27 protein-coding genes are annotated in these 26380 nt (G+C 64.5%); 16 read left to right on the plus strand and 11 right to left on the minus strand.

What is annotated here, in order from left to right:
* Positions 1-102: 102 nt before the first annotated feature.
* The 7 genes from AB5Y59_RS14825 (at position 103) to AB5Y59_RS14855 (ending at position 6603) form a co-directional block, all read left to right on the plus strand.
* Positions 103-768, plus strand: coding sequence for a thermostable hemolysin (locus AB5Y59_RS14825; protein WP_368212248.1), 666 nt, complete (start codon positions 103-105; stop codon positions 766-768).
* Positions 765-2246 (plus strand): AMP-binding protein, encoded by a 1482-nt coding sequence (locus AB5Y59_RS14830; protein WP_182935359.1) that lies wholly within the window; start codon positions 765-767, stop codon positions 2244-2246. Before AB5Y59_RS14825 ends, AB5Y59_RS14830 begins: the two co-directional genes overlap by 4 nt.
* Entirely contained in the window at positions 2243-2899 is a 657-nt protein-coding gene (locus AB5Y59_RS14835; RefSeq protein WP_368212250.1) for a TenA family transcriptional regulator, read from the plus strand. The genes AB5Y59_RS14830 and AB5Y59_RS14835 overlap by 4 nt, the downstream gene beginning before the upstream one ends.
* Positions 2896-3744 carry an SDR family oxidoreductase gene (locus tag AB5Y59_RS14840; RefSeq protein ID WP_052814487.1) on the plus strand — a complete coding sequence of 283 codons (849 nt, stop codon included), beginning with the start codon at positions 2896-2898 and terminating at the stop codon, positions 3742-3744. Before AB5Y59_RS14835 ends, AB5Y59_RS14840 begins: the two co-directional genes overlap by 4 nt.
* Before the next feature lies 1 nt (position 3745).
* Positions 3746-4393 carry a tetratricopeptide repeat protein gene (locus tag AB5Y59_RS14845; protein WP_052814486.1) on the plus strand — a complete coding sequence of 216 codons (648 nt, stop codon included), beginning with the start codon at positions 3746-3748 and terminating at the stop codon, positions 4391-4393.
* Between the two features lie 81 nt (positions 4394-4474).
* A complete protein-coding gene (locus tag AB5Y59_RS14850; RefSeq protein WP_201894349.1) occupies positions 4475-5167 on the plus strand; it encodes a response regulator in 693 nt (230 codons plus the stop codon).
* Positions 5164-6603, plus strand: coding sequence for an ATP-binding protein (locus AB5Y59_RS14855; RefSeq protein ID WP_368212251.1), 1440 nt, complete (start codon positions 5164-5166; stop codon positions 6601-6603). The genes AB5Y59_RS14850 and AB5Y59_RS14855 overlap by 4 nt, the downstream gene beginning before the upstream one ends.
* Positions 6604-6670: 67 nt before the next feature.
* Here AB5Y59_RS14855 and AB5Y59_RS14860 read toward each other — a convergent pair whose 3' ends face one another.
* Positions 6671-7132 (minus strand): ATP-dependent zinc protease, encoded by a 462-nt coding sequence (locus AB5Y59_RS14860; protein WP_368212307.1) that lies wholly within the window; start codon positions 7130-7132, stop codon positions 6671-6673.
* 409 nt (positions 7133-7541) lie between these two features.
* Between AB5Y59_RS14860 and AB5Y59_RS14865 the strand changes: the two genes are divergently transcribed.
* The 3 genes from AB5Y59_RS14865 (at position 7542) to efp (ending at position 10486) form a co-directional block, all read left to right on the plus strand.
* A complete protein-coding gene (locus AB5Y59_RS14865; RefSeq protein ID WP_039041089.1) occupies positions 7542-8585 on the plus strand; it encodes a GMP reductase in 1044 nt (347 codons plus the stop codon).
* A gap of 92 nt (positions 8586-8677) precedes the next feature.
* Entirely contained in the window at positions 8678-9874 is a 1197-nt protein-coding gene (gene earP / locus AB5Y59_RS14870) for an elongation factor P maturation arginine rhamnosyltransferase EarP (protein WP_368212253.1), read from the plus strand.
* A gap of 45 nt (positions 9875-9919) precedes the next feature.
* On the plus strand, positions 9920-10486 hold the full coding sequence (gene efp, locus AB5Y59_RS14875) for an elongation factor P (RefSeq protein WP_010673788.1): 567 nt from the start codon (positions 9920-9922) through the stop codon (positions 10484-10486).
* 94 nt (positions 10487-10580) lie between these two features.
* Here efp and AB5Y59_RS14880 read toward each other — a convergent pair whose 3' ends face one another.
* From AB5Y59_RS14880 to AB5Y59_RS14895, 4 genes are read right to left on the minus strand one after another with little or no spacing between them, the layout of a single operon-like run.
* A complete protein-coding gene (locus tag AB5Y59_RS14880; protein ID WP_323917356.1) occupies positions 10581-11252 on the minus strand; it encodes a methionine ABC transporter permease in 672 nt (223 codons plus the stop codon).
* Positions 11237-12031, minus strand: a complete 795-nt coding sequence (locus AB5Y59_RS14885) for a methionine ABC transporter ATP-binding protein (RefSeq protein WP_128273433.1) — start codon at positions 12029-12031, stop codon at positions 11237-11239. The genes AB5Y59_RS14880 and AB5Y59_RS14885 overlap by 16 nt, the downstream gene beginning before the upstream one ends.
* Complete coding sequence (locus AB5Y59_RS14890; RefSeq protein ID WP_010673785.1) at positions 12028-12840, minus strand: MetQ/NlpA family ABC transporter substrate-binding protein; 813 nt, start codon at positions 12838-12840, stop codon at positions 12028-12030. The genes AB5Y59_RS14885 and AB5Y59_RS14890 overlap by 4 nt, the downstream gene beginning before the upstream one ends.
* A gap of 21 nt (positions 12841-12861) precedes the next feature.
* Complete coding sequence (locus AB5Y59_RS14895; RefSeq protein ID WP_368212255.1) at positions 12862-13902, minus strand: isopenicillin N synthase family dioxygenase; 1041 nt, start codon at positions 13900-13902, stop codon at positions 12862-12864.
* 309 nt (positions 13903-14211) lie between these two features.
* On the opposite strand from AB5Y59_RS14895, the gene AB5Y59_RS14900 reads away from it, so the two are divergent.
* Both AB5Y59_RS14900 and AB5Y59_RS14905 read left to right on the plus strand, forming a co-directional pair.
* Positions 14212-14982 carry a DUF3530 family protein gene (locus AB5Y59_RS14900; RefSeq protein WP_368212256.1) on the plus strand — a complete coding sequence of 257 codons (771 nt, stop codon included), beginning with the start codon at positions 14212-14214 and terminating at the stop codon, positions 14980-14982.
* Between the two features lie 119 nt (positions 14983-15101).
* On the plus strand, positions 15102-16058 hold the full coding sequence (locus tag AB5Y59_RS14905; RefSeq protein WP_368212258.1) for a D-2-hydroxyacid dehydrogenase: 957 nt from the start codon (positions 15102-15104) through the stop codon (positions 16056-16058).
* An 87-nt stretch (positions 16059-16145) separates the two neighbouring features.
* Here AB5Y59_RS14905 and AB5Y59_RS14910 read toward each other — a convergent pair whose 3' ends face one another.
* Both AB5Y59_RS14910 and AB5Y59_RS14915 read right to left on the minus strand, forming a co-directional pair.
* A complete protein-coding gene (locus tag AB5Y59_RS14910; RefSeq protein WP_039041096.1) occupies positions 16146-16619 on the minus strand; it encodes a YMGG-like glycine zipper-containing protein in 474 nt (157 codons plus the stop codon).
* 241 nt (positions 16620-16860) lie between these two features.
* Positions 16861-18405, minus strand: a complete 1545-nt coding sequence (locus AB5Y59_RS14915; RefSeq protein ID WP_368212259.1) for a diguanylate cyclase — start codon at positions 18403-18405, stop codon at positions 16861-16863.
* Between the two features lie 290 nt (positions 18406-18695).
* Between AB5Y59_RS14915 and AB5Y59_RS14920 the strand changes: the two genes are divergently transcribed.
* Both AB5Y59_RS14920 and AB5Y59_RS14925 read left to right on the plus strand, forming a co-directional pair.
* Positions 18696-19298 carry a nitroreductase family protein gene (locus AB5Y59_RS14920; protein WP_010673779.1) on the plus strand — a complete coding sequence of 201 codons (603 nt, stop codon included), beginning with the start codon at positions 18696-18698 and terminating at the stop codon, positions 19296-19298.
* A 107-nt stretch (positions 19299-19405) separates the two neighbouring features.
* A complete protein-coding gene (locus AB5Y59_RS14925) occupies positions 19406-20866 on the plus strand; it encodes a diguanylate cyclase (protein ID WP_368212261.1) in 1461 nt (486 codons plus the stop codon).
* Positions 20867-20887: 21 nt separating this feature from the next.
* Here AB5Y59_RS14925 and AB5Y59_RS14930 read toward each other — a convergent pair whose 3' ends face one another.
* Together AB5Y59_RS14930 and AB5Y59_RS14935 are read right to left on the minus strand one after the other, a co-directional pair.
* Positions 20888-21553, minus strand: coding sequence for an HAD-IA family hydrolase (locus AB5Y59_RS14930; protein ID WP_368212262.1), 666 nt, complete (start codon positions 21551-21553; stop codon positions 20888-20890).
* Positions 21550-21774: a hypothetical protein gene (locus tag AB5Y59_RS14935; RefSeq protein ID WP_010673776.1), complete on the minus strand. Its 225-nt coding sequence runs from the start codon at positions 21772-21774 to the stop codon at positions 21550-21552. The genes AB5Y59_RS14930 and AB5Y59_RS14935 overlap by 4 nt, the downstream gene beginning before the upstream one ends.
* 114 nt (positions 21775-21888) lie before the next feature.
* Between AB5Y59_RS14935 and AB5Y59_RS14940 the strand changes: the two genes are divergently transcribed.
* A complete protein-coding gene (locus AB5Y59_RS14940; RefSeq protein ID WP_368212264.1) occupies positions 21889-22770 on the plus strand; it encodes a LysR family transcriptional regulator in 882 nt (293 codons plus the stop codon).
* 36 nt (positions 22771-22806) lie between these two features.
* Here AB5Y59_RS14940 and AB5Y59_RS14945 read toward each other — a convergent pair whose 3' ends face one another.
* Together AB5Y59_RS14945 and AB5Y59_RS14950 are read right to left on the minus strand one after the other, a co-directional pair.
* Entirely contained in the window at positions 22807-23382 is a 576-nt protein-coding gene (locus AB5Y59_RS14945) for a cysteine hydrolase family protein (protein WP_039041100.1), read from the minus strand.
* A 139-nt stretch (positions 23383-23521) separates the two neighbouring features.
* A complete protein-coding gene (locus tag AB5Y59_RS14950) occupies positions 23522-24685 on the minus strand; it encodes an FAD-dependent monooxygenase (RefSeq protein ID WP_368212266.1) in 1164 nt (387 codons plus the stop codon).
* 224 nt (positions 24686-24909) lie between these two features.
* On the opposite strand from AB5Y59_RS14950, the gene miaB reads away from it, so the two are divergent.
* On the plus strand, positions 24910-26343 hold the full coding sequence (gene miaB / locus AB5Y59_RS14955) for a tRNA (N6-isopentenyl adenosine(37)-C2)-methylthiotransferase MiaB (protein ID WP_010673772.1): 1434 nt from the start codon (positions 24910-24912) through the stop codon (positions 26341-26343).
* The last annotated feature ends 37 nt before the right edge of the window (positions 26344-26380 follow it).

Genomic DNA, 26380 nt, shown 5'->3' on the forward strand with positions numbered 1-26380 from the left:
CCCGTTCACCCCCCGCCAGTTTTTTTCGTCTTTTTTTGCGCCTTAAGGGTTTCTTAAGTTTGCCCTTTTACTCTCATCCCATCGCAAGAGAAGGAGCCAACCATGACCATCGAGATCCAAGCCCCCTACCGGTTGATCCTGGCTGAATCCCCGCAGCAGGTCATGGCGCTGCAAACCTATATCCAGGCCGCCTACACCCTCGAGTTCAACGCCCGCATTCCCCATTTTCTGCCCTGCCTGCTCGGGCTATACCGGGCTGATGGCGTGCTGGTCGGTGCCTGCGGCCTTAACCAGGCCTGCCATGGCGAGCACGAGCAACCTCTCTATCTGGAGCAATATCTGGAGCAGCCTGTCGAGGCCGCCATCGAGACCCGTCTCGGGGTACGTCCGGCCCGCCACCGCATCATCGAAGTGGGCAATCTTGCCTGCAGCGAACCGGGTCACGCCCGCCTGATGTTTGCCGCGCTGTGCCGTCTGCTGTGTGACAACGCCCTGGACTACGTGGTGTTCACCGGCACCGCCAAGCTGCGCAACAGCTTTACCCGCCTGCGTCTCAACCCGGTGGAGCTGGCCCCCGCCCAGGCCCATCAGGTGGGAGAGGATGCCAGCGCCTGGGGCGAATACTACCGCTGCCAGCCCAAGGTGATGGCAGGCGACATCAACCAGGGGCGCGAGGTACTCGCACAGAGCAGCCTGCTGCTCAACCTGCTGGGGACCATGCCCCGCCTTTTTAACCATGCCGACATCGACAGGAGGTGCGCACAATGACGCTGTTCGACACCATCGCCCACCATGCCAGCCAGACCCCGCACCAGCCTGCGCTGCTAGGCAGCCAGGGTGAGCTGGATTACCAGAGCCTGTGGCAGCAGATCCAGCAACTGGCAGGAGTGCTGCAAGGGGCCGGCATCCGCCGCCTGGCCCTGCAACTCGACAACGGCCTGCCCTGGGCACTGATCGATCTCGCCTGCACCTGGGCCGGCATCGTGGTCATCCCGGTTCCCCACTTCTTCAGTCCGGCGCAGCAGACGTGGCTGCTGGAAAGCAGCGGAGCAGACGCCCTGGTCGGCCCGGAGCACCAGGGGTGGCAAGCCGCCTCACCCCTCGTGCTCATGGCAGGCAGGCCCGATGAGCAGGCCGTGCCCCTGTGGCGCCGCATCCCGGCCCGCCTCCCCGAGCTGCCTGCGGGCACCGCCAAGATCACCTATACCTCGGGCACCACGGGGCAACCCAAGGGCGTCTGCCTGTCGCTGGAACAGATGACGGCGGTCTGCGGATCCCTTGCCCTGCGGGTGGCCCCTGCCCGGGTTGAGAAACACCTGACCCTGCTGCCCCTCACCACCTTGCTGGAGAACCTGACCGGCTTGTATGTACCGCTGCTGACCGGCGCCTGCAGCCGCATCCCCTCCCTGGGGGAACTCGGTTTCTCGGGCTCCAGCAAGCTGGATCCTGCGGCCCTGGCCCAGGCACTGCTGCGCTGGCCCAGCCACAGCCTGGTGCTGGTACCCGAGTTGCTGCGCCTGCTGCTGGCCCTGTGCCTCAATACCCCTGCCCTGGCGACACAGCTCGGCACCCTGCGCTTCGTCGCCGTGGGCGGAGGCAAGGTCGCCCCCGAACTCATCGCTCACGCCCGTGCGGCGGGGCTGCCGGTCTACGAGGGATACGGTCTCTCCGAATGCGGCTCCGTGGTCGCCCTGAACGGCCCCCACGGGGATCGTCCCGGCAGCGTCGGCCTGCCTCTGCCCCACTGCCAGGTGACGATCGCCGCAGACGGCGAAGTCATGGTCAGCGGCAGCGCCATGCTGGGCTACCTGGGGGAAGAGGGCGAGACGGGCAGCCAGATCGCCACAGGGGATCTGGGTCGGCTCGACGAGGAGGGCTATCTCCATATCACGGGGCGCAAGAAGAACGTGCAGATCACCGCCTTTGGCCGCAACTTCTCCCCGGAGTGGGTGGAAGCCCAGGCCCAGCTCTGCCCGGCCATCGCCCGCATCGTCATCTTCGGTGACGGTCAGCCCGCCAACGTGGCCCTTATCCAGCCGCTGCCGGGCAGCCAGTCCCAATTGCCAGAGCAGATTGCCCGGCTCAACCAGCAGTTGCCCGATTACGCCCGCATCCATCACTGGTTGCCGGTCGCCCTGGATCAGCTCCCTGGCCTCCTGACGGCCAACGGGCGCCCCCGTCGCAACGAGATTTATCACCATTTTTCCCGGCAGATCAGCCAATGCCTCACAGGAGAGACCTCATGAGCTTCTACCAGACCCTGCAACAAGCCACCGCCTGCGAGCGCGAACGCCTGTTCAACGCCCCCATCATCGAGGCCTGCCGCCGCGGCGACATCAGACGTGACACCTACCTCGCCTTCCTGGCACAGGCCTACTACCACGTGCGCCACACGGTGCCGCTCCTGATGGCCACCGGCGGCAAGCTGGGGCAGGAGTACGAATGGGTGCGTGGCGCCATCAGGGAGTACATCGACGAGGAGTACGGCCATCAGGAGTGGATCCTGAACGACATCCGTGCCTGCGGCGGTGATGCCGAGGCGGTGCGCCACGGCCAGCCGGGCCTGCCCATCGAGCTGATGGTGGCCTTCCTCTACGACCAGATCCAGCGCGGCAACCCCATGGGCTTCTTCGGCATGGTGCAGGTGCTGGAAGGCACCAGCGTCGCCATCGCCCTGACCGTCGCCGACCAGCTCAAGAGCGGTCTGGGTCTGCCGCCTCAAGCCATGAGCTACCTGAGCTCCCACGGGGCCCTGGACCAGGAGCACCTCAAATTCTTCGAATCCCTGATGAACCGGGTGGAAGATGCCGCCGATCAGGCCGCCATCATTCACGCCGCCAAGGTGGTCTACCGCCTCTATGGCGACATGCTCTATCAGCTCACGGGATCCTGCCAATGAAGCTTGAAGGCAAACGCATACTGCTGACTGGCGCCAGTGGCGGCATTGGTGAAGCCCTGGCCCATGAACTGGCGGCCCAGGGTGCCCATCTGCTGCTGCACGGTCGTCGGGCCAGCGCCCTGGAGCGCCTGCGCCGGGAGCTGCCTCATCCGGATCGCCACCAGACGGTGACGGCCGATCTTGGCTCTCCCCATGAGCGGGCGCAGCTGCTGCAACATCCGGCCCTGGACGAGGGGCTGGACGTGCTCATCAACAGTGCGGGCTGCAACCAGTTCGCCTGGCTGGAAGATCAGAGCAGCGAGCAGGTGACACGCCAGTTGCTGCTCAACGTCGAGGCGCCCATCCAGCTCACCCGGGCCCTGCTGCCCCGGCTGCGCAAGCCCGCCATCATCATGAACATCGGCTCCAGCCTCGGGGCCATCGGTTTTGCCGGCTACAGCGTCTATTGCGCCAGCAAGTTCGCCATACGCGGCTTCAGCGAGTCCCTGGGGCGGGAGCTGGAGGGAACCGGCATCAAGGTGCTGCACTTTGCCCCCCGTGCCACCCGCACCCACCTCAACTCCGAGGCGGCCTATGCCATGAATGCCGAGCTCGGCACCCGGACCGACAGCCCACAGGACGTGGCCGAGGAGGCCGTCATCGCCCTGTGCAACGAGACACGCCGCCGCTGGCTCGGCTGGCCGGAAAAGCTCTTTGTGCGGCTCAACGGCCTGCTGCCCGCCTTGGTGGACATGGCCCTGGCCAAGCAGCGCCCGATCATCGAGCGCCACGCCCGCCGCACCGCCTCCCCAGCCCCCGATCACAGGAGCGATCCCGCCTGTGCGACAAACGAGAAGGAACATTGAGATGAAGCACGCCACTTTCCGTCCCCGATTTGGTCACGGCCCCCTGTTGCTCGCCCTGGGAGGCCTGCTGGCAAGCGGTCTGGCCCAGGCCGCCGATGCCCTGCCCACCATTCAGCAGGAGTGGGCCCACTGCCAGTACCAGCAGACCGGAAAAGCCAAGGAGAGCTGCCTGGAGAGCCTGAGTGCCAAGGCCGATGAGGCGAGTGCCAAGGAGGCATTTCGCACCGATCTGCTGATCTGGTCCGCCATCGTCAAGAGCACCTGGGCGGGGGCCAAGGGCGGCCTCGGCGCCCTTGGTCTGGTGAAGGAGGCCAAGGCCAAGCTCGAGATCGCCATCAAGCAGGATCCCAAGGCGCTGGAAGGCTCGGCCTACACCAGCCTGGGCTCCCTCTACTACCAGGTACCGGGCTGGCCGGTGGGCTTTGGAGACGACGAGAAGGCGGAGAAGCTGCTCAAGCAGGCGCTGGCCATCAATCCCACCGGCATCGACCCCAACTTCTTCTACGGCGACTTCCTGCTGGATCAGGGTGACAAGGCACAGGCGAAGATCTATCTGGACAAGGCCCTGGCCGCCCCGGCGCGCCCTGGCCGCGAGGTGGCGGACGAGGGCCGCAGAATGGAAATTCGCGAGCGTCTCGCCAAGCTGTAAATACAAGCAGCACAGTGTGCTATTTCAACTCTGCCCACCAGCTAGCATACTGGTGGGCAGTGTCGTTTGAGGGAGAGAACAATGCGGATCCTGTTGGTGGAAGATGATGTGATGCTGGGAGACGGCATGGTGGATGCCCTGCGCAGCAGCGGCTACACGGTGGACTGGCTCCAGCAGGGGATGCCGGCCCTCTCGGCGCTCAAGAGCGAGGAGTTTGCCGCCCTTGTCCTGGATCTCAACCTGCCGGACATCGACGGCATCAGCCTGCTGCGCAAGTTGCGCCGGGAGGGGCTGACCCTGCCCGTGCTCATCCTGACCGCCCGTGATGCCCTGGACGACCGGGTACTGGGGCTGGATGCAGGCTCCGACGACTACATGGTCAAACCCTTCGCCCTGCAGGAGCTCAACGCCCGGCTGCGCGCCCTGGTGCGGCGCAGCAAGGGGCAGGCCCAGGCGGTGCTGGAGTACGGGGAGCTGCAGCTCTTCCCCGCGTCACAACAGGTCACCTATCGGGGCGAGCCGGTCAAGCTCACCCCCCATGAGTACAAGCTGTTGCAGGAGCTCATCACCCAGAGCGGCCGGGTATTGAGCCGGGATCAACTGCAACAGAGCCTCTACGGCTGGGACGAGGGGGCAGAGAGCAACGCGGTGGAGGTGCACATTCACCACCTGCGCAAGAAATTCTTCCCCGAGCTCATCCGCAACATTCGCGGCGTCGGTTACATCGTGCCCCAGCTCGACGTCCAGGGCGCAAGAGGAGCCTCCGCCCCATGAGTCGTGTCCGTTCCATCCGCCGTTTCCTGCTCTCCGGCATCCTGGCCCTGGTCAGCCTCAGCCTCGCCATCAGCGGCCTTATCGGCTACCTGCAGGCCAACCACGAGATGGAAGAGCTGTTTGATGCCCGTCTCGCCCAGTCCGCCCGCATCACCAACCAGTTGCTCAGCCGCTATCTCAAGCAGAGCGGCGAGCTGCCGCGCAACGGCACCGTGTACCAGGAGTGGGTGCAGGCCGTCCCCGAGACGCCCCACATCGAGAAGGGCGGCTTCTTCCAGTTCGGCCAGGACAACGAGTTCACCCCCTATGGCCATGAATTCGAGCACAACCTCTACTTCCAGTTGCTGAGCGAGCAGGGCGCCGTGCTGCTGCGCTCGCCCAATGCCCCGGCCCAACCGTTGACCACCCTGGAGCGGGGCTTCAACAGCGAGACCAAGGATCACCACGAGTGGCGTACCTTTACCCTCTACAACGAAGGTGAACAGACCTGGCTCATCGTGGCGGAGCGGGATGACGAACGCAGCGAGCTGGCCAGCAAGATGGCCACCCTCACCATGCTGCCCCTCTTCATCACCCTGCCCTTCCTGCTCGGTCTGCTGTGGTGGCTGATCACCCGGGGGCTGTCACCGCTGCACCAGCTGGCGCAAGCCATCGGCGAGCGCCATCCCGCCAACCTGAGCCCCCTCAATCTCGCCATCAAGGCCGAGGAGCTGACGCCGCTGGTGGGGGAGATCAACCGGCTGATGCACGCCCTCGCTGACACTCTGGATCGGGAGAAACAGTTCACCAACGAGGCCGCCCACGAGCTGCGCACCCCCCTCGCGGTACTGCGCATCCACAGCGAGAACGCCATGACGGCCGAGGATGATCAGAGCCGGGAGCAGGCACTGCGCAAGATGCTCTTGGCCCTCGATCGCAGCGATCGGCTGATCCGCCAGTTGCTGACCCAGGCCCGCATCGACAACCAGCAGAGCCCGGCCCTCACCGCCCTTCCCTTGTTACCCCTGTTGCAGGGCACCCTGGCGACCCTGGCCCCCATCGCCCTGAAAAAGGATCAGCAGCTGTCCCTGGAGGGCGCCGAACAGGTGCAGGTAATGGGACAGGCGATGTTGCTGGAGCTGATGTTCGGCAACCTCATCGACAATGCGCTGCGCTACACCCAGGTGAGCGGCGAGGTCGCCGTGGTGGTGAGCCAGGTGGGCAACCGGATCCGGGTGGATGTGCGGGACAACGGCCCCGGCATCCCCACCGCCGCCCTCTCCCGGCTGTGCGAGCGCTTCTTCCGGGTCAATCCCCAGCAGGGGGATGGCGTGGGCCTTGGCATGGCCATCGTCTCGCGCATCGCCCAGCTTCACGGAGCGGATCTCGACATCCACAACCGGCCTGAAGGGGGGCTCGAAGTGAGCGTGCTGCTGCCCGCCTCGCGCCAGGCATGAGGGGTCAGCCTTTGCGCACGCCATGAAAAACGGGGGCCAGGCCCCCGTTTTTCATGGCTGCACCACCCTAGTCGCAGGTGGGCTGTACCGTGAAGGTCCGGCTCGAATCCACCGGTCCCAGCTCCGCCAGCAGACGGCGCCCCAGCAGCACCGGGTAGATCATCTTGCTGCGATCCCGCAGGGTGAACCACTCCTTGTAGACCTGGTCCCCGACGCAGACGGACATGGTCACCGTCGGGCGCTCCTCCATGCCGCCCGCCCCTCGCACCGTCACGCTGCGCTCCACCGGTCGCTCCACGCTCCGGCGCACCACCTTGTCGGTATTGGCATCGGTCAGCACCAGGTTGAAGCGCACCCAGGGCTTGCCATCCTTCTTGAAATGCTTCAGGTCGCGGGCATCCAGCGACGAAGTGAGGGCACCGGTATCGAGCTTCATCTTGACCGCCACTCCGTAGGGCATCAGCACCCCCTTCTCGATCCAGCCATAGCTGGTCTGGGCCGCCATCGCACTGCCGCACAGCACCCACATCATGGCAGCCGCCACCATTCTCTTGCCCATCTTGCTCTCTCGCCTTGTCAGTCTTGCGCCCAGATGTATCACAGCCAACTGCCGGGTCAACCGGATTCTGGCGTGCAGGGGAGCGGGCTATGGACCCGGTGCCAACAGGCGACAATCCATGCCGGGCACGGCGCGTGAGTGGGGAATGCAGCAGGAAAACGAGGGGAGAACAGGGTGCTGGATGACGCTGGCGGCCATCCTCAGGTTGTGACGCCAAAGGCTACCACAGCGGTGCGTGAATTATCAGTCTTGTTCTGACGGGATTTTTGCCTACACTGCTGTAAACCGGAGGGCCTGAAAACCACCGGTTTTTTTGCGCCTGCCGAAAAGTTGCCACTGCAAAGTGAGCTCTCACACAAGGCTCAATAAGGAATTCGCAATGCGTATCGAAGAAGACTTGAAGCTCGGTTTCAAGGATGTCCTGTTTCGCCCCAAGCGCTCTACTCTCAAGAGCCGTTCCCAAGTCAGCCTGACCCGCCAGTTCACCTTCAAGCACACCCAGACCCAATGGCAGGGCGTGCCCGTCATCGCCGCCAACATGGATACCGTCGGCAGCTTCGCCATGGCGCGTACCCTGGCCAGCTTCGAGATGATGACGGCGGTGCACAAGCACTACAGCCTTGCGCAGTGGCAAACCTTCGTCAATGAGACCGACCCAGCCCTGCTGGGCCATGTGATGGTCTCCACCGGCACCTCGGAGGAGGACTTCACCAAAACCCGCCAGATCCTCGCGATGTCCAGCGCCCTGCGCTTCATCTGCGTGGACGTGGCCAACGGCTACTCCCAGCACTTCGTCGAGTTTCTGCGCAAGATCCGCGAGGCCTGCCCGAACCACGTCATCCTGGCGGGCAACGTGGTCACCGGCGAGATGGTGGAGGAGCTGATCCTCTCCGGCGCCGACATCGTCAAGGTGGGCATAGGCCCGGGCTCGGTCTGCACCACCCGGGTCAAGACCGGGGTCGGCTACCCGCAGCTCTCCGCCATCATCGAGTGTGCCGATGCGGCCCACGGCCTGGGTGGCCAGATCGTCGGTGACGGCGGCTGCACCTGCCCGGGGGATGTGGCCAAGGCATTTGGCGGCGGCGCCGACTTCGTGATGCTGGGGGGCATGCTGGCCGCTCACGAAGAGTGCGGCGGTGAAATCGTCGAGGTCGATGGCGAGCCCTTCATGAAGTTCTACGGCATGAGCTCGGCCAGCGCCATGGACAAGCACGCCGGCGGCGTCGCCGAGTATCGCGCCTCCGAAGGCAAAACCGTGCTGCTGCCCTACCGCGGCCCGGTGGAGAACACGGTGCGCGACATCCTGGGCGGGGTGCGATCCACCTGCACCTATGTGGGGGCCAGCCAGCTGAAAGAGCTCACCAAACGCACCACCTTCATCCGGGTGCGCGAGCAGGAGAACAACGTCTACGGCAAGGAGTAAGTTCCTCCTTAGGCCCCGAGCCGACCGTTAGAAGCCAGCCAACCGGTGTGCTACCCTGCGCACCGGTTTTTTTGCATCTGGGACCCTGCGCCATGACAAGCCCTCTCCCCCCCTTCGACTGGGACATCTTCTGCTGCGTCGTCGACAACTTCGGTGACATCGGCGTCACCTGGCGACTCGCCCGCCAGCTCAAACAGGAAGGCGCGCTCCCGGCGCAGAAGAGTGAGGTGCAGGTGCGGCTCTGGGTGGACGATCTGGCTAGCTTCGCCCGCATCTGCCCGGCGCTCGACCCCGCACAGGACGGTCAGTGGGTCGATGGCATCTATGTCCAGCACTGGCACGAGCGCCTCCCCGCCGACATGACCCCGGCCAGGGTGGTCATCGAGGCGTTTGCCTGCGAGCTGCCCGCCCCCTTTATCGAACGCATGGCCGAGCAGACCATGCCCCCCTGCTGGATCAACCTCGAATACCTCTCGGCCGAGAGCTGGGTCGAGGATTGCCATGGCCTCGCCTCGCCCCAGCAGGTCGGCAGCCAGCGCCTCGACAAGTACTTCTTCTTCCCGGGTTTCACGCAGAAAACGGGCGGCTTGCTGTGCGAGCACGGCCTTATCGTCGAGCGCGAGCGCTGGCAACAGGATGAAGCGGGACTGGCCGCCTACTGGGCCAGACTCGGCCTGCCACCCCAACGAGAAGACGAGCTGCGGGTCAGCCTCTTTACCTACGAGAGCGAGGCGCTCAGGAGCCTGGTCGAGGGCTGGCGCCAGAGCGTCACCCCCGTCACCCTGCTGCTGCCGCTGGGGCGCTCCCTCGACGACGTGCTTATCGGCGCAGGGCTGGCAGCGGCCATTCCCGGAGCCCGGGCCGGAGATCTGCTCCAGGCGGGCAACCTCACCATCAAGCTGCTGCCGATGACCGATCAGAGGGGCTACGATCGCCTGCTGTGGAGCTGCGATCTCAACCTGGTGCGCGGGGAGGACTCCTTCGTGCGGGCCCAGTGGGCGGGGCGCCCCTTCCTCTGGCATATCTACCAGCAGGAAGAGGATGCCCACATGGTCAAGCTGGACGGTTTTCTCGACCACTACCTCTCCCCCTTGCCAGCGCCGGCCGGTCAGTGGCTGCGCCGCTTCAACCATGCCCTCAACCGGGGGAAACACACCGGTGAACTCTGGGCACAATGGCCGCAATACGCGGCCATATGGCAGCAACATGGGCACACTTGGCCACAGAGGCTGCTGGCGGACGGGGATCTCGTCACGAGGTTGGTGAAATTTTTAGAAAGCCGTATATAATCTGGCAGTTTTTATCCGTCCGTTTCACGAACAGGAATTTTTTACATGAAAACCGCACAGGAAATCCGCGCTGGTAACGTAGTCATGATCGGCACCGAGCCGATGGTGGTCCAGAAGGCTGAATTCAACAAATCCGGCCGTAACTCCGCCGTGGTCAAGATGAAGCTGAAGGGTCTGCTGAACGGCAGCGCCACCGAGACCGTCTTCAAGGCCGACGACAAGCTGGAAGTCGTTCAGCTGGAGCGTAAAGAGTGCACCTACTCCTACTACTCCGACCCGCTGTATGTCTTCATGGACACCGAGTACAACCAGTACGACGTCGAGAAAGACAACCTGGGTGATGCCCTGAACTACCTGGTAGACGGCATGGAAGACCTCTGCGAAGTGACTTTCTACAACGAGAAAGCCATCTCCGTAGAACTGCCGACCACCATCGTGCGTGAAGTCGAGTACACCGAGCCGGCCGCCCGTGGCGACACCTCCGGTAAAGTGACCAAGCCTGCCCGCCTGAAGGGCACCTCCTACGAGCTGGCCGTTGCCGCCTTCGTGGAGATCGGTGACAAGATCGAAATCGACACCCGTACCGGTGAATTCAAGCGTCGCGTCAACTAAGTTGACCCCTTGATGTGATTGCAAAAAAAGCGAGCCAAGGCTCGCTTTTTTATTGGCTGGCACCTCACGGCCGGCCTGATGAGAAGCCGTGCCCCTAGCGGCGATGGGCCAGTGCCCGCACCAGCCTGTCCCCCACCCCCTGTACCAGTTGCACCAGCAGCAGCAACATGACCACGGTCCCTGCCATCACCTTGTCATCAAAGCGCTGGTAGCCGTAGCGGATCGCCAGATCCCCGAGCCCGCCGCCACCGACCACCCCCGCCATGGAGGAGAAGCCAATGAGCATCACCACCGTCAGGGTGAGTCCGGCCAGCAGCGCTGGCAAGGCCTCGGGCAGCAGCGCCTTGATGACCACGTGCCAGCCGCTGCCCCCCATGGCGAGCACGGCTTCGACGCGCCCCTTGTCCACCTCATCGAGGGCGCTCTCCACCACCCGGGCAAAGAAGGGGAAGGCCCCCAGGGTGATGGGGACGATGGCGGCGGTGCTGCCCAGTGAGGTGCCGACCACCAGCCGGGTCAGGGGGATCAGGGCGATCAGGAGCACCACGAAGGGGAGCGACCGCCCGATGTTGATACCGATCCCCAGCACCATGTTGAGACGGGGCAAGGGCAGCACGCCCCCGGGACGGGTCACCACCAGCAGCACCCCGGTCGGCAGCCCCAGCAGCAGGGTGAACACGGCCGCCACTCCCACCATGTAGAGCGTTTCAAGCGACCCCTGATACATCAGTTCGAGCAAGGCATCGGCACTCAGGCGACTCTGCATAAACGCACCTCCTCTGTGACTCCGTGACGCGCCATGAAACGCCGCAGGATCTCGGGATCCGGCAACAGGGCCTGCCGCACGCGGGAGTCTGGGTTGGCCAGCAGGGTGCCCAGAGCACCGCTTTCCACCAGCTGACCCTGTTCAAGCAATGCCGCGTGATCGCAGATGGCCCTGACCACCTCCAGCTCGTGGGTGATGAGCACTATGGTGATCCCGAGGCGGCGGTTGATGTCGGCAAGCAGCGCCAGCACCGACTCCGTGGTCTCCGGATCCAGGGCACTGGTCGCCTCGTCACAGAGCAAGTGGCGCGGATTGGCGGCCAGGGCGCGGGCGATGCCCACTCGTTGCTTCTGTCCCCCCGACAACTGGGAGGGAAAGGCGCGACGGTGCTCGCCAAGCCCCACCAGTTCCAACAGCTCGCTGACCCGGGCCGCCCGCTCCCGGCGCGCCACTCCGGCGATTTCCAGCGGGACCGCCACGTTCTCCTCCACGCTGCGGGCGTGCAGCAGATTGAAGTGCTGGAAAATCATGCCGGTCCCCTGACGGTGGCGGCGCAAGGCCGCCCCCTCCAGGGCCGTGATGTCGCGGCCATCGAACAGGATGCGGCCCCGGCTTGGCCGCTCCAGCAGATTGAGGCAACGAATGAGCGTGCTCTTGCCCGCGCCGCTGCGCCCGAGAATGCCGTAGATGGCCCCATCCGGAATCTCGAGCGACACTCCCTCCAGAGCGGGTTGCCCGTGCCCCGGGTACTGCTTGCCGAGCCCCTCCAGCACTATCATGACTGCCGCCCGGCCACCGGGATCACCGACCCCTTGTAGCTCTTGCGAATGAAGTCGGCGATCGCCCTGGACTCCAGGTCCCGCGCCAACTGGCGGATCCGCGGATCATCCTTGAGCGCCGGGGTGGTCACCAGGATGTTGGCGTAGGGATTGTTCTGGGCGCTCTCCAGCCCCAGGGCATCGCGAGCAGGCTCCAACCCCGCCTCCAGGGCATAGTTGCCATTGATCACCGCCAGATCCACGTCGTCGAGGGAGCGCGGCAGCTGCGGCGCCTCGATCTCCAGGATCTTGAGCGCCTTGGGGTTGGTGGCGATGTCGTGCACCGTCGCCAGATCCCGCGCCGGATCTTCATGGCCGGCCTTGAGGGTGATGAGCCCCTCGTGCTGCAACAGATAGAGGGCCCGGCTCAGGTTGGTGACATTGTTGGGCAGGGCGATCACCGCCTTTTCCGGTACCTCCCTCAGGTGCTTGAACTTCTTCGAATAGATGCCAAGAGGCTCCACGTGTACGGTCGCGGCCACCACCAGCTCGGTGCCGAGCGCCTTCTCCTGATCCCGCAGGTAAGGGACGTGCTGGAAATAGTTGGCATCCACATCACCCGCCACCAACAGGGCATTGGCATTGATGCCGCCGCTGAGCTCGATCACCTGCAGATCCAGCGAAGGGTCCTGGCGTTTCACCTCGCCGAGGATATCCGCATGGGGCAGTGGATCCGCGGCAACCCGCAGCGCCTGGGCTGCCTGGGCGGAGAGAGAGAGTCCGAGGGCCAATACCAGGCCGCTCAGGGAAAACAGTCCGTGCTTGTTCATCTTGTGCTCCTTGCCATGCAATCAATGGGTGGTTTCGCCGACCGCCAGCGCCCGGGGCGCCGGCAACAGATCGGCATGGTGGCGCAATGCCACGTCAGGGTGGGAACGCAGCCGCCCCTTGAGGTAGTTCCAGCCCACCTCCCGCAGCAGCGGATTGTGCGGGTCGGTGGCAGGCACCCTGGCTTCACGGGCCAGTGCCTCGGGCAGCGGATAGACGGGCACCACGGCGTCGAGCTGGGCCCCCAGGAAGAAGGCGATGGAGAGACGCTCCTGCCCCGGCGCCGACGGCACCACCCGGTGCACGGTCGCCCGCAGGTAGCCGTTGCTGGCGAGCTCCAGCAGCTCACCGATGTTGACCACGAAGGTGCCGGGGAGCGGGAGCGCGTCGATCCAGTGATCCGGCGCCACCTCCACCTGCAGGCCGGGCTGGTCATCCTGCAGCAGGAAGCTCAGGAAGCCCGAATCCTTGTGGGGACCGACCCCCTGGGTGGCGCCCCGCTCACCGGGATAGCGGATCAGCTTGATATGTTCGTTGGGACGCTCTCCGTGCAGGGCATCGAAGGCATCTGGCGACAGTGCGAGCGCCTCGGCAAAAGCCCCGAGCAGGGTACGGGACATGCGGGTCATCTGCCCACGCCAGCGCGTCAGCACGGGTTGCAGTGTCGGCAGCGCCTCCGGCCACTGATTCGGCCCCTGCAACCGCCACCAGGGCGGGTCGCCCGCCGCTCGCGGCAAGGCTGGGCGATCGGCACCGATATCAAACTGCTCTCGCCAGTCGGGTTGACCCCGGGTCAGCTCCGCCCCCGGTCGGTTGTAGCCACGAAAATGGGGAGAGTGGATCATGGCGACCTGCTGCTTGGCCGCCAGAGGCAGCGCAAAGAAGGCCCGCGACAGCTGCTGCACCTCCTGTTGCAGCTCGGGATCGATGCCGTGGCCGGTCAGGTAGAAAAATCCCGTCTCTCTCGCGGCATCGCGCAACGATGCCAGAAAATCGGCCCGGGCGTCGGGCAAGGCATCCAGCTGCCTCAGGTCGAGGATGGGCAAGTGAACCAAGGTGCTCATGGCGATAACGCTCCCTGTCGATGGAAAGTGAGGGTGAACCTCTCGTTCTGACGAGACAGGGGGGAGAATTCTCCGCCTGCGGCCAGTGGCGACATGCCCCGGCCCCCTGTCTGTCTGCCCTTACTGAACCATGTATGGGTCACGGGATGGAACAATCAAAACCGGGAATGCTTTGCCATTTGGAACAATCCCGGGCCCGTGTCCGGCCCGCCGGTCAGACCCTCTTCGCCACCGCCGATGCCGATGTGCCCCCTTGCCCTAAAGAAACCCCCGGCGAGGCCGCTATGAGGGAGTGCTGGAGGATCCCCCATGACATTTCGCCCCTATCTGCTGCTGACCCTGCTTGCTTTTGCCGCCCACGGCGCCGGGCAGGCAACGTCAGGCGCCGCCCCGGATCCAGCCCCCCTGGTTCCCCCCGACTACTGGCAGAGCAGCGACTGGCAGGGAATACCCGACAGCACCAGGGTGGACAAGCAACAGGTACTGTTTGCCAAGCACGACAGCGACAACTACGTGGGTCTGGTCATCCTGCTGCCCGACTGGCAGCGCAGCGGCCAGCTGTGGCAACTGACCCGGGAGCTGGGGCGCCTCGGTTTCGATACCCTGCTGCTGCTCCCCTCGCCGCAGCAGACCGAGCTCGACCCCGCCGCCGAGAAGAAACAGCAGGTCATCGACGATTTTCGCAAGCAGTTTGCCTCCCGCATCAGTAAGCTGGGGGATGCCAAGCTGCAGGAGGGGGGCTTCAAGCTGCTGCTGGCCCAGGGTACCAGCGCCGCCTGGGCCGCCAACCTCATCGCCAGCGAGCAGTTGCCCGCCCCCGATGCCCTGGTGCTGCTCGACGGCTTCTTCCCCAACCAGCTGAGCAACCAGACCCTCGCCAAGCAGATAGCCCAGGGCAGCATCCCTACCCTGGATCTCTATCAGGAGGAGGGAGGACGCTGGCCCCTGCTGGCGGCCGAAGCCCGCAGAAGCGAGAGCCGCCGCAGCCACAAGCTCAACTACCGCCCCTATGCCCTGATGGATCTGGAGGAGACGCCGGGGCGCATCCAGGGCTGGCTGACGCACCTTGGCTGGATCTGAGGCCCTCCGAGGCACAGCCCCCGCCTTTACCTTCCCCATCGGACTTGGCCCGATGCCACCGCGCTGGTCAGCCGCCCTCCATGTTTGGCATCATGTCCAAACCAATGGCAGGAGGCTTCATGCAGCAAATCGTGTTTCTCGACAGCGACACCCTGGACACCGGCATCAATCTGCGCCGCCCCGATTTTCCCCATCACTGGCAAAGCTACCCGACCACGGCGCCGGATCAGGTGGTGGAGCGGCTCAAGTGCGCCAGCATCGCCATCATCAACAAGGTGCACATCGGGGCCGATGAACTGGCCCAGCTGCCCGAACTGCGCCTGATCGCCCTCGCCGCCACCGGCAGCGACAACCTGGATCTGGAGGCGTGCCGCGCCGCCAATGTTGCCGTGTGCAATATCCGCAACTACTCGGGCCCTTCCGTCCCCGAGCACGCCATGGCCCTGATGCTCGCCCTGTCGCGCAACCTGTTCGCCTGGCGCCAGTCCCTGCTGGAGGGGCGCTGGCAACAAAGCGGCCAGTTCTGCTTCTTCGACCACCCCATCACGGATCTGCATGGCAAGCGCCTCGGGATCATCGGCAAGGGAACCCTGGGACAGGCGCTGGGACAGCGGGCCAGCGCCATCGGGATGGAGGTTTACTATGCCCAGAGCCAGGTCGGCTCCCCGGGGGATGACGACAGGCTGCCCCTGGATGCCCTGCTGCAAAGTTCGGATGTGATCAGCCTGCACTGCCCGCTCACCCCCTACACCCGCCATCTCATCGGGGAGCGGGAGTTGGCCCTGATGAAACCGGGCGCCCTGCTCATCAACGTGGGCCGTGGCGGCCTGGTGGACGAGCAGGCGCTGCTAGAAGCCCTCGGCAACGGCCGTCTGGGGGGCGCCGGTTTCGATGTGGCGAGTGTCGAGCCGCCGCCTCCGGATCACCCCCTGATGCAGGCCCTGCGTTACCCCAATTTCATCCTGACTCCCCACGTGGCCTGGGCCAGCGAAGAGTCGATGCAGCGCCTCGCGGATCAGCTCATCGACAACATCAACGCCTTCTCCCTTGGCAGGCGCCAGCACCGGCTGGTGTAAGAGGCCGCTCGCCGCCCCTCACGGGCCGGCAGCGGGATCAAAAAAAGGGGCCAAAGGCCCCTTTTTGTCGGTCAGCTTGCCGCGGCATCAGTCGTCATGCCATCTGTGCTTGCGGTGCTTTTTGTGTTTCTTGTGGTGCTTGTGATAGCGCCTGTCATCGTAATAGCGATCGCCGCGGCTCTCGTGACCATCCCCAGTCCTGGCTCCGATGGCGGAGCCACCGGCACCACCGATACCGGCGCCGATCAGCTGGCCCGTGCTGCCACCGACGCTCTTGCCGATGGCAGCCCCGCCCAGGGCACCAACGGCGCCGCCGAGCGCAGCTTCGTTCTTGTTGCCTCTATTGGCCGTGGCCGCACCACCGGCCGCGCCCCCCAGGGCTGCCCCCACCAGGGCGCCGGTGTCGCCACCCAGCTCCTTGCCGATCATGGTGCCCGCCACCCCGCCGGCTCCGCCGCCGAGAATGGTATTGAGGGTCTCGGATGCCTGCACCTGTCCTGTGCCCAACAGCAACGCCCCCAGCAGCGCCAGTGCGCTCATGCCAAACGGTTTCATTTTCATGGGGTACTCCTGTCAAACCTGATGATTGATTATTTTTCCCTGCACTATACAAAGCCCCCTGACCTGCGCCACTGCCGCAAGGGGCACCTCACGGCCAGCCCTCCCTGTCTCCGGTTCGCGACACGATGCAAGAAAGCAGGCTAACCACCTGAAACCACATCAAAAAAAAAGGTCACACGAGAAATCATCCCCGTCATGACCCTTTTCTAGGCCCAAAGGCCCTTTTTTGCAGCGATCACCGTCAGACAGATACTGTCACAACCTCCCCGTCAACGGGCGACGACGCCGCCAGATGCCAGCAATCCCGCCCCTGGTGCTTGCTCTCGTACAGGCAGGCATCCGCCCGCTGGAGCAGCGTCAGGGCATCATCCGGATAGCGCGCGCCGCCGGCGCTCAGGGTGATGGCGTCGGCGAACTCCCGCCATTTCAGGGCCTTCACCCGACCGAGCAGGTGGGTCAGGCGACATTCCACCTCCGCCTGCTCCCAGGGCAGCAAGGCCGCAAATTCATCGCCCCCGATGCGGTAGACCCGCTCATCCCCCAGGGTTCTCGCCATGATGGTGGCCACCCGAAACAGCACCGCATCCCCCACACCGTGTCCCCAGCTGTCGTTGACGCGCTTGAAGTTGTCCACATCGAACAGCACCAGCCAGTAGGGTGTCCCCGCCTGCTCCAGCCCCGCCCGCTGCTGATCGAAGGCTCGCCGGTTCAGGATGCCGGTGAGAGGGTCGTGGAGCAGGGCATCCTGCCCTTGCAGCAGGCTGTTTCGCACCTGTTCTATCTCTCCCAGGCTGCCGTGCACGAACCAGGTTCGCTGACGCCGCTGGATCTCCTTTCTCGCCTCATCCCGGATGAGGCCGCTGAGCGAGCCCTGCACCAGCGCCTGCTCCTGACGAAAGATCCGCACCAGAAACCACAGGCTGCACAGCCAGATGCAGAGCAATGCCAGGGCGGGCAGCACCACCATCAGCAGGGTGTCTTGCAGGTTTTCATGAAAATGGGAGGGGGGAAGATAGACGTTGAGATCCCACTCCATCCCCTCCAGAGCGTGTTGCAGGTGGCGTCCTTCCCAGAACCCGTCCAGGCCGACCGCCTGCGTCTCCCGCTCGAGACGGGGCGGCAACAGCGACAAATTGTGCCCCACCACCAGCTTGCCCCCCTTGCGCTCGGTGATGTAGAGAGCCACCGGATCCTCACCCACCGCCCGGTGCAACGCCCCCTGCAAGGCGCTGAACGACATGTCCACCATCAGCAGCCCAAGCAGTTGCCCCTCATCATCCTTGACCCGCTTGATGAGAGTCAGTACCTGCCGGGCCGAATCGAACGCCGGGTAGGGACCGAACCAGACGAGCTCGTCGCCCTCGCCGGACAGGGTCTGGAACCAAGGCCGCGCCTGTGCACTGTAGCCCTCCGGTTGCTGCCAGTCGGGATAGCCGTCGAGCCGATGGGTGCGCGCATTGTAGAAATAGAGGAAGTGGGCGTCGTACTTGAACTGATGGGCAATGGGCCAGATGGGATTGATGGCCGATGCCCCGGCAGCGATGGCCTGCTTGTCCAGGGACGCCTCCAGCACGCCAAGCTGGCGGCGGTTGTCCTGCGCCATGTCCTGGAACAGGGTGGCGTCGAGGGCGGCCAGCATGTGACCGTAACCCGCCACCGTCTTGTCGATGCTGCTCAAGTAGCTGGCTGCCGCCAGCAACAGGGTGGCGATCAGCACCAGCCCTCCCAGGAGAAGCGACAGCGGAGTCAGTATGTAATAGCGTTCCTTGATCAGCGCCGCCGTCATGCCACCCTCTATAAAATGTCATATTTTATTAATTTTATAGATTAAAAATCTGCAAAATATATTGATTGAAGTCATTAACATCCACTGCTAATGATAAAAAAGATATCAAGGTGTCTCACGGCCATATTCACATCCGTCATGTGAATATCCATAAAAAGTAGAAACAGTCATTACTCGTCGTTGACGGTTTATTGCCCGCAAGGTGTTATAGTCGATGACTCGAGAAATCGGAGCCAGATGACCTTTGTCGGCAACGCTGGCGGTGATGATTCATCAACCAAGGAGATGTTATGAGCAGTCCGTTTATCGAACAGATCAAAGCACGTCGTACCATCTATGCCCTGGGCAACCGGGTGACCCACTCCGAGGCCCAGCTGACCGCCCTCATCAAGGATGCCGTCAAGCACAGCCCCTCTTCGTTCAACTCCCAGAGTTCCCGCGCCGTCATCCTGTTCGGCGAGCAGCACCACAAGCTGTGGGACATCGTCAAGGCGGAGCTCAAGAAGATAGTGCCGCCGGAGGCCTATCCCCAGAGTGAAGCCAAGATCAACGGCAGCTTCCGCGCCGGGGCTGGCACCGTGCTCTTCTTCGAAGACACCGCCGTCATCGAGGATCTGCAGCAGAAATTCGCTCTCTATGCCGACAACTTCCCCATCTGGTCCGAACATGCCACCGGGATCGCCCAGTTCGCGGTCTGGACCACCCTGGCCCAGGAGGGCATCGGCGCCTCCCTGCAACACTACAACCCGCTCATCGACGATGCGGTGCGCAAGGAGTGGGACCTGCCCGCCAGCTGGCTGCTCCGTGCCCAGATGCCTTTTGGCAGCATAGAGCAACCTGCCGGCGACAAGACCTTCATCGACGACGACGTGCGTTTCCGGGTCTTCAAGTAAGCCTTCACGCCCCCTCCACCAGGGGGCGTTTTCTTCTCTCCCCCTCGTTCACCCTTGTCACGTGCCAGCCATACTCTGAACAAACGCTCTCTTGTCAGGAGGTCCCCATGGGGGACATCGCACGCCAACGTACCTCATGCACATTGACGCCCTTGTCCGCTCTGTTGTGTGTCGCCGCCCTGGTACTGCTGTTCTCGCTGATCGGCATCTTCACCCGCCCCCCCAACCTGCTGGCGGCCTTCTGGCCTGCCAATGCGGTCCTGCTCGGCTGCATGGTGCGCTATCCACGCCTGGCCACCCCGGCGGGCTGGGCCGGCGGCATACTGGGCTTTTTTCTCGCCGCCCTCTTCACCGGCGAGCCCCTGTTCAAAACCATCCTGCTGACCTGCGGCAACCTGGCCGGCATCGGCGTCGGGTATCTGCTGATGCATCGGCTCGCGCCTGCCGACAAGCTCCTCAGGCTCCCCACCTCCCTCGTGCTCCTGCTGCGAAACACCCTGGCCGCCTCCCTCGCCGCCGGCGTGGTCGGCGCCATCATCAATCCCATCCTGTCTCTGGGCCCCCCGCTCTACGGGCTGGGCTTCTGGTTTGCCAGCGAGCTGGTGAACTACATGACCATACTGCCGGTGCTCCTGACACTGCCTCCCCATGACAGTGTGCCCCCCTGGCGCACCCTCCTCTACCGCACCGAGTTCACCTGGGCCAGATTGATGCCGCTGCTGAGCCTGGTGGCCTCCCTGCTGCTCACCCTGCTCGTCGAGGGGCCGGGATCCATCGCCTTCCCGGTACCGGCGCTGCTCTGGTGCGCCGTCACCTACTCCGTCTTCGCCACCAGCCTGCTGACCCTGGGTTACAGCACCCTGATCCTGATCGCCCTCTCAAACGGCCACCTCGTCATCAATCACGATGTCCAGACCCAGTACTGGATGTTCTCCGTCCGGATAGGGGTCATGCTGATCGCTCTCACCCCCCTGACCGCCGCCAGCATCATGGCGGCCCGCAACAGCCTGCTGCGGGAGATGAGACACCTGGCCCACCACGATCACCTGACCGGTGCGCTGAACCGGGCCGGCTTCTGGTCGGCCGCCAACGAACTGCTCCAGCACCTCACGGTGCAGCGCTACCCTGTGGCGGTCTGCATGCTGGACATCGATCATTTCAAACGCATCAATGATCGGCACGGTCACGAAGAGGGGGACAACCAGTTGAGCGGCTTCGCGGCCCGGGTGCGCGACCAGCTTCGACCGGGGGACCTCTTCTGTCGCCTGGGGGGAGAGGAATTCGTGGCCATCTTGCCCGGCCTCAGCGAGGAGCAGGCCATGGCGGTGGCCGAGCGGCTGCGAAAAATCGTCGCGCAGCCAGGGGAAGAAAAGGGAGCCGAGCCCGCCGTCTGCATCACGGTCAGCATCGGTATCGCCTCCCAGAGAGAGGGCCCCTTCAATCTGGACGAGCTGCTCTCTCGCGCCGATCAGGCGCTCTATCAGGCCAAGCACAATGGCCGCAACCGGGTGGAACGCTACTCGGCCGAGCAGGCTTCCCCCAGCGTCGGGCAATCTTGCGGCACCTGAATGGCGTGGCTCTTGTCGTCATCATCCGGCCTCTGCCGGCTGCGGGGCGGGCAGATGAAGATGGAGCCCGTCCGATGCCACCTCGATCCCGCGCCAGTCCCGCAGCCAGCCCTTGAGCCTGTCGTCATACCGCCTTGTTCCCCCCATCTGCACCACCTGGCAACCCGCCTGCAGGGCGCTGGCGATGCCCGCTGGCGCATCCTCGAACACCAGGCAATCGGCCGGAGCCAGTCCCAACCGGCTGGCAGCCAGCAAATAAGGCTCGGGATCCGGCTTGCCCCGTACCACATCCCCGGCGCACACCAGGAGACGGGGCAGCGGCAATCCGGCGTGCAGCAGCCGGTGCTCTGCCACCCTCCGGCTTGCGGAGGTCACCAGCGCCCAGCGCGTCGGCGGCAGCTGTTCGAGCAGTCGCCGGGCACCGTCCAGGGGCATCGGCGCCGCAGCGTATTCCATCTCCAGATCGTCGAGCAGGGCCACCTCCACCGCCATGTCCAGCTGGGGAGCCAGGGCCCCTATCACCTCCCGTGAGCGCACGCCGTGACACATGGCGAGCACGGGAACGGGATCCAGCCCATGGTGCTGACACCAGCGCCGCCACACGACTTCCACGTCGCCGGTGGAGTGGACCAGGGTCCCGTCCATGTCCAGCAGCAGGGCCGCGGCCCTCACGCGCACCGCGCTCACAGGGCTCTCCCCGCCAGCGCATCGGCGAAGACCTGCCGCTGGGCAGCGGCCTCGTAACAGGCGAGCGCCTGCTCCGCATTGCTGGCCCACACCGGCAAGGGGGCGACGACGAACCCCTGCTGCAACAGGCTGGTCAGCAGCTCCCCGGTCTCCGGTGCGGCCAGCGGCTGAGCCATCACCAGGCTCCCCTTGATCAAGAACAGATAGCGTTCGCTCGACATGACATGACTCCTTGTGGCTGAACAGCGGGCAAGCAGGCCCGTTTCGAGACCATTAGAACAAGGAGATTAGATAATTTATAATCAATAAATCGCCACATTGAATAACCAAATGGAATGAGATTCGACCTGAGACAATTGCAGGCCTTCGTCATGCTGGCCGAGAGTGCCAACTACCGGGAGGCGGCCAGCCGGCTTTTTGTGACGCAACCGGCCCTGACCAAGCAGATCCAGGGGCTGGAGCAGGCCCTCGGCAGCACCCTGTTCAACCGGGGCCGCCACGGGGCCGAGCTGACAGCCATCGGCCTCCAGTTGCTGCCCCAGGCCAAGGCTCTGGTGGATCACGGCAAGGGATTCGAGCGGCATGCCCTGGCGCTGGCAAGCGGTGCCGCCGGACGCCTCAATATCGGGTTCGGGCTCTCCAGCTTCGCACTGGCCCCCTCCCTGGTGGCCCGTTTCAAACAGCAGGCCCCCGACGTGCTGGTTCACCTGCGGGACACCACCTCCGCCATCCAGCAGGAGCACTTGCTGGCGGGTCGGCTGCAACTGGGCTTCATGCGACGGCCTGATGCGCCACAACTGAGGGAACACAGGTTGCTGACGGACAGACTGGTCCTGGCCGTCCCCACCCAGGTGGTAGGGCCGGACTTCGACCTGGAGCGGGCGCTGATCCGCGATCCCTTGCTGCAGATGGTGGGCCATCGCTGCCCGGGCCTCAGCCAGCAGATCGCCCGCTTCCTCGGTGCCAACCGGCTGACCGGTCTCATCCAGGAGGCGGAAGACATCCAGACCCTGGTCGCCCTGGTGGCCGCCGGTATCGGCAACGCCATCCTGCCGCGCAGCGTGGGATTCATCGCGGGCAAGGAGGTGACCCTCTACCCCCTCTCCGGCCCCTGGTCGGAATGGGAAATCAGCCTGGTGTGGAACCCGGAATTTGCCGATCCCATCCGGGATCGCTTCCTCGCCATGGTGAGAGAAACGCACCCCGAGCCCGCATGAGGTGCATGAGATGCCTGCAGGAGAGGATGGCCGGGCTCAGTCCCGCTCCGCCAGCTCCGCGACCTTGATGATCTCGGCAATGCGACCGAGCATGCGCAGGGAAGCCTGGTGTTCTGCGGCATCCGCCGCCGCGCAGGCATCCTCCAGGATGGTGATGGCGTAGTCCCGATCGTGGCCATCTCGCACCGCCCCCTGAATGGCCCAGCTGGTGCTCACGCCGCACACATAGAGATGCTCGATGCGATTGGCCCGTAGCGCAGGCTCCAGCGCCGTGCCGTAGAAGGGGCTGACCCTGGGTTTGGTCAGCACCAGATCCCCGGGTTGCACATCGAGATCCGGATGAAAGTCGGTGCCGCTGTCCGCCAGGGAGAGGGCCCCGAACTGCCGGGCACGGCCAAACATGGGGGAGCCCTTGGGTTGCAGCAGATAGCCCTCGTCAAACCCCACCTTGATGAGCACCACCAGCCAGCCGTGAGCGCGGGCATGAGCGAGCGCCTGATTGGCGTGCGCAATGGCGTCCTGCTCGATCACCTGGGCCGCCGAGGCGGCGATGCGCCCGTCCGGGTGGGCGATGTCGTTGATGAAATCGATCACCAGCAATGCCTTGTTCATGGTGTGCTCCCCCCTTGCCTGAGGCCGTTTTGCCCCTGCGCCGCCAGGATCACTCCTCGCGGCCATATAAAAACCGGCTGGCACCATCACACGGATTGATATGCCATCCGATTGGCACCTGGCAGTGCCACGCACTGCCTCATACCAGCCCAAGCGCATAGCGTAGCGCCATCTCCTTGAGGGGGCCCGCCTTGTCCGCCAGATTCAGCGCCAGGTTGCGGGCAAGCCTGAGGGGGCCTATCTCGTTGCTGAAGACCCCGTAGAAGAGATCCATCCCCGACTGCATCAGCAGGTTGTCAGGGCGGCGTCGCCCCTCGTAACGCCCGGCCAGCGCCAGCTCGTGCCACTGCGCCCCCGCCTTGCCGAGCAACCCGGCCCAGCAGGCCACGTCCTTGAAACCGAGGTTCACCCCCTGCCCCGCCAGCGGATTGATGGTGTGGGCCGCATCCCCGAGCAGCACCACTCGCCCGGCGTGATAGTCGTTGGCATGGCGGCGCACCAGGGGGAAGCTCCCCTTGGCCGTCACGGTGAAACCGCCAAGGCGGCTCGGGAAGTGGCGGCGCACCTCGACGGCCAGGGCCTCGTTGCTCATGGCGGCCAGCGCCCGGATGCGGGCCGGGCTGTCATACCAGACCAGGGAGCCATGGCAGCCCGGCAGCGGCAGGAAGGCCCGCGGGCCGCTCGGGGTGAACTGCTGCCAGGTGATGTCTTCCTGGGCAAAATCGGTGTCGATGTTGATCAGCATGCAATGCTGGCGGTACTCGAAACGCGACACCCCGATACCGGCCAATCGCCGGGTGTGGGATTCGGCACCATCACAGGCCAGCACCCAGCGCGCCTGCAGCTCGGTGCCGTCATCCAGGGTCAGCACCGCGTCATCCGCACTCTGGCGCAGGCTCGTCACCGCCGCCGGGGTATGGGTCTGGATGGTCGGGAAATCCTCCATCCTTTTCAGCAGGGCGAGCTGGATCAGCCGGTTCTCGATGATGTAGCCGAGCTGGGGCAGCCCGAGATCCACCGCGTCGAAGCGGGTAGCGAAGCCGTCCAGCTCCCAGGTCTCCAGCCGGCGATAGGGGCACAGCCGCATCTGCTGCAGATATTGCCAGGCACCGGCCCGGGTCAGCAGCGCCACCGAGGCCTGACTGATGGCGGAAACCCGCAGATCCAGCGGCTGCTCCGGGGCATAGGGCTCGGGCAACCGGGTCTCGATGACCCGCACCGAGAGCCCCTCTGCCGCCAGCAGGCAGGCGGTGGCGGCGCCCACCATGCCGGCGCCGACGATGGAGATATCACACTGTTCCATAACTTGATTCCTGCAAGGAGTCCCCGCGATAAGGGGCAAGGGCCGAACCGAATGGGGCATGATAACGCAAGGAGGCGGCAGAAACAGTGAGGGGGATGCGCAATTGCCGACGACAAGCCGGCCCTGATGGCGACGGGCGGCCCCAGACTGGTCAGCACCGGGATTGCGGAGTAAAATGGCCGGTCCTTTGACCCTGCCGATTTCAAAACCAGTCACGAGAAGCAATGAGCAAGAAACTTCATATCAAGACCTGGGGCTGCCAGATGAACGAGTACGACTCGTCCAAGATGGCGGACCTGCTGGATGCCAGCAATGGCTACACGCTTACCGAGGAGCCGGAAGAGGCAGATGTGCTGCTGCTCAACACCTGTTCCATCCGCGAGAAGGCCCAGGAGAAGGTGTTCCACCAGCTCGGTCGCTGGAAGAAGCTCAAGGCGAAAAAACCGGGGCTGGTGATCGGGGTGGGCGGCTGTGTCGCCTCCCAGGAAGGGGAAAACCTGCGCAGCCGCGCCCCCTATGTGGACATCGTCTTCGGACCCCAGACCCTGCACCGCCTGCCGACCATGATCAAGCAGGTGCAGGAGGGGCGCGGTGCCCAGGTGGACATCGCCTTCCCCGAGATCGAGAAGTTCGACAACCTGCCCGAACCCCGTGCCGAGGGGGCGACCGCCTTCGTTTCCATCATGGAAGGCTGCTCCAAGTACTGCTCCTTCTGCGTGGTGCCCTACACCCGTGGCGAGGAGGTGAGCCGGCCGCTGGATGACGTGCTCTATGAAATCGCCCAGCTCGCCCAGCAAGGGGTGCGCGAAGTGAACCTGCTCGGCCAGAACGTCAACGCCTACCGGGGGCCGACCTTCGACGGGGAGGTCTGCACCTTCGCCGAACTGCTGCGCCTGGTGGCTGCCATCGACGGCATCGACCGCATTCGCTACACCACCAGCCACCCGGTCGAGTTCACCGACGACATCATCGAGGTCTATCGTGATACCCCCGAGGTGGTCAGCTTCCTGCACTTGCCCATCCAGAGCGGCTCGGATCGCATCCTGACCATGATGAAGCGCCCGCACACCGTGCTGGAGTACAAGTCCAAGATCCGCCGCCTGCGCGCCGTGCGTCCCGACATCACCATGAGCTCCGACTTCATCGTCGGCTTCCCGAACGAGACGGACGAAGATTTCGAGGCCACCATGAAACTCATCGAGGAGATCAACTTCGACATGAGCTTCAGCTTCATCTACAGCCCGCGCCCCGGCACCCCGGCCGCAGACCTGCCCGATGACGTTGACATGGAAGTGAAGAAGGCCCGTCTGACCCGACTGCAAAACCGCATCAATCACCAGTCCATGCTCATCGGCCGCGCCATGCTGGGCTCGGTGCAGCGCATCCTGGTGGAGGGGCCCTCCAAGATGGATCCCATGCAGCTCAGTGGCCGCACCGAGAACAACCGGGTGGTCAACTTCGAGGGGCCGCACCGCCTCATCGGCGGCTTCGCCGACGTGGAGATCACCGACGTACGCCCCTACTCCCTGCGCGGCCGCTTCATCCGCGGCGAGGACGAAATGAACCTGCGCATCGCCACGGCTCCGAGCGAGATCCTCGCCCGTCGTCCTGACAACGTGCCCGATGATCTGGGCGTTGCGGCCTTCAGACCCCATTGATGACTCTCTCCCCCGCCCCCTGGCGGGGGAACAACCG

This window comes from Aeromonas sp. s10 (genome assembly GCF_040907975.1).
Lineage (GTDB): Bacteria > Pseudomonadota > Gammaproteobacteria > Enterobacterales > Aeromonadaceae > Aeromonas > Aeromonas caviae.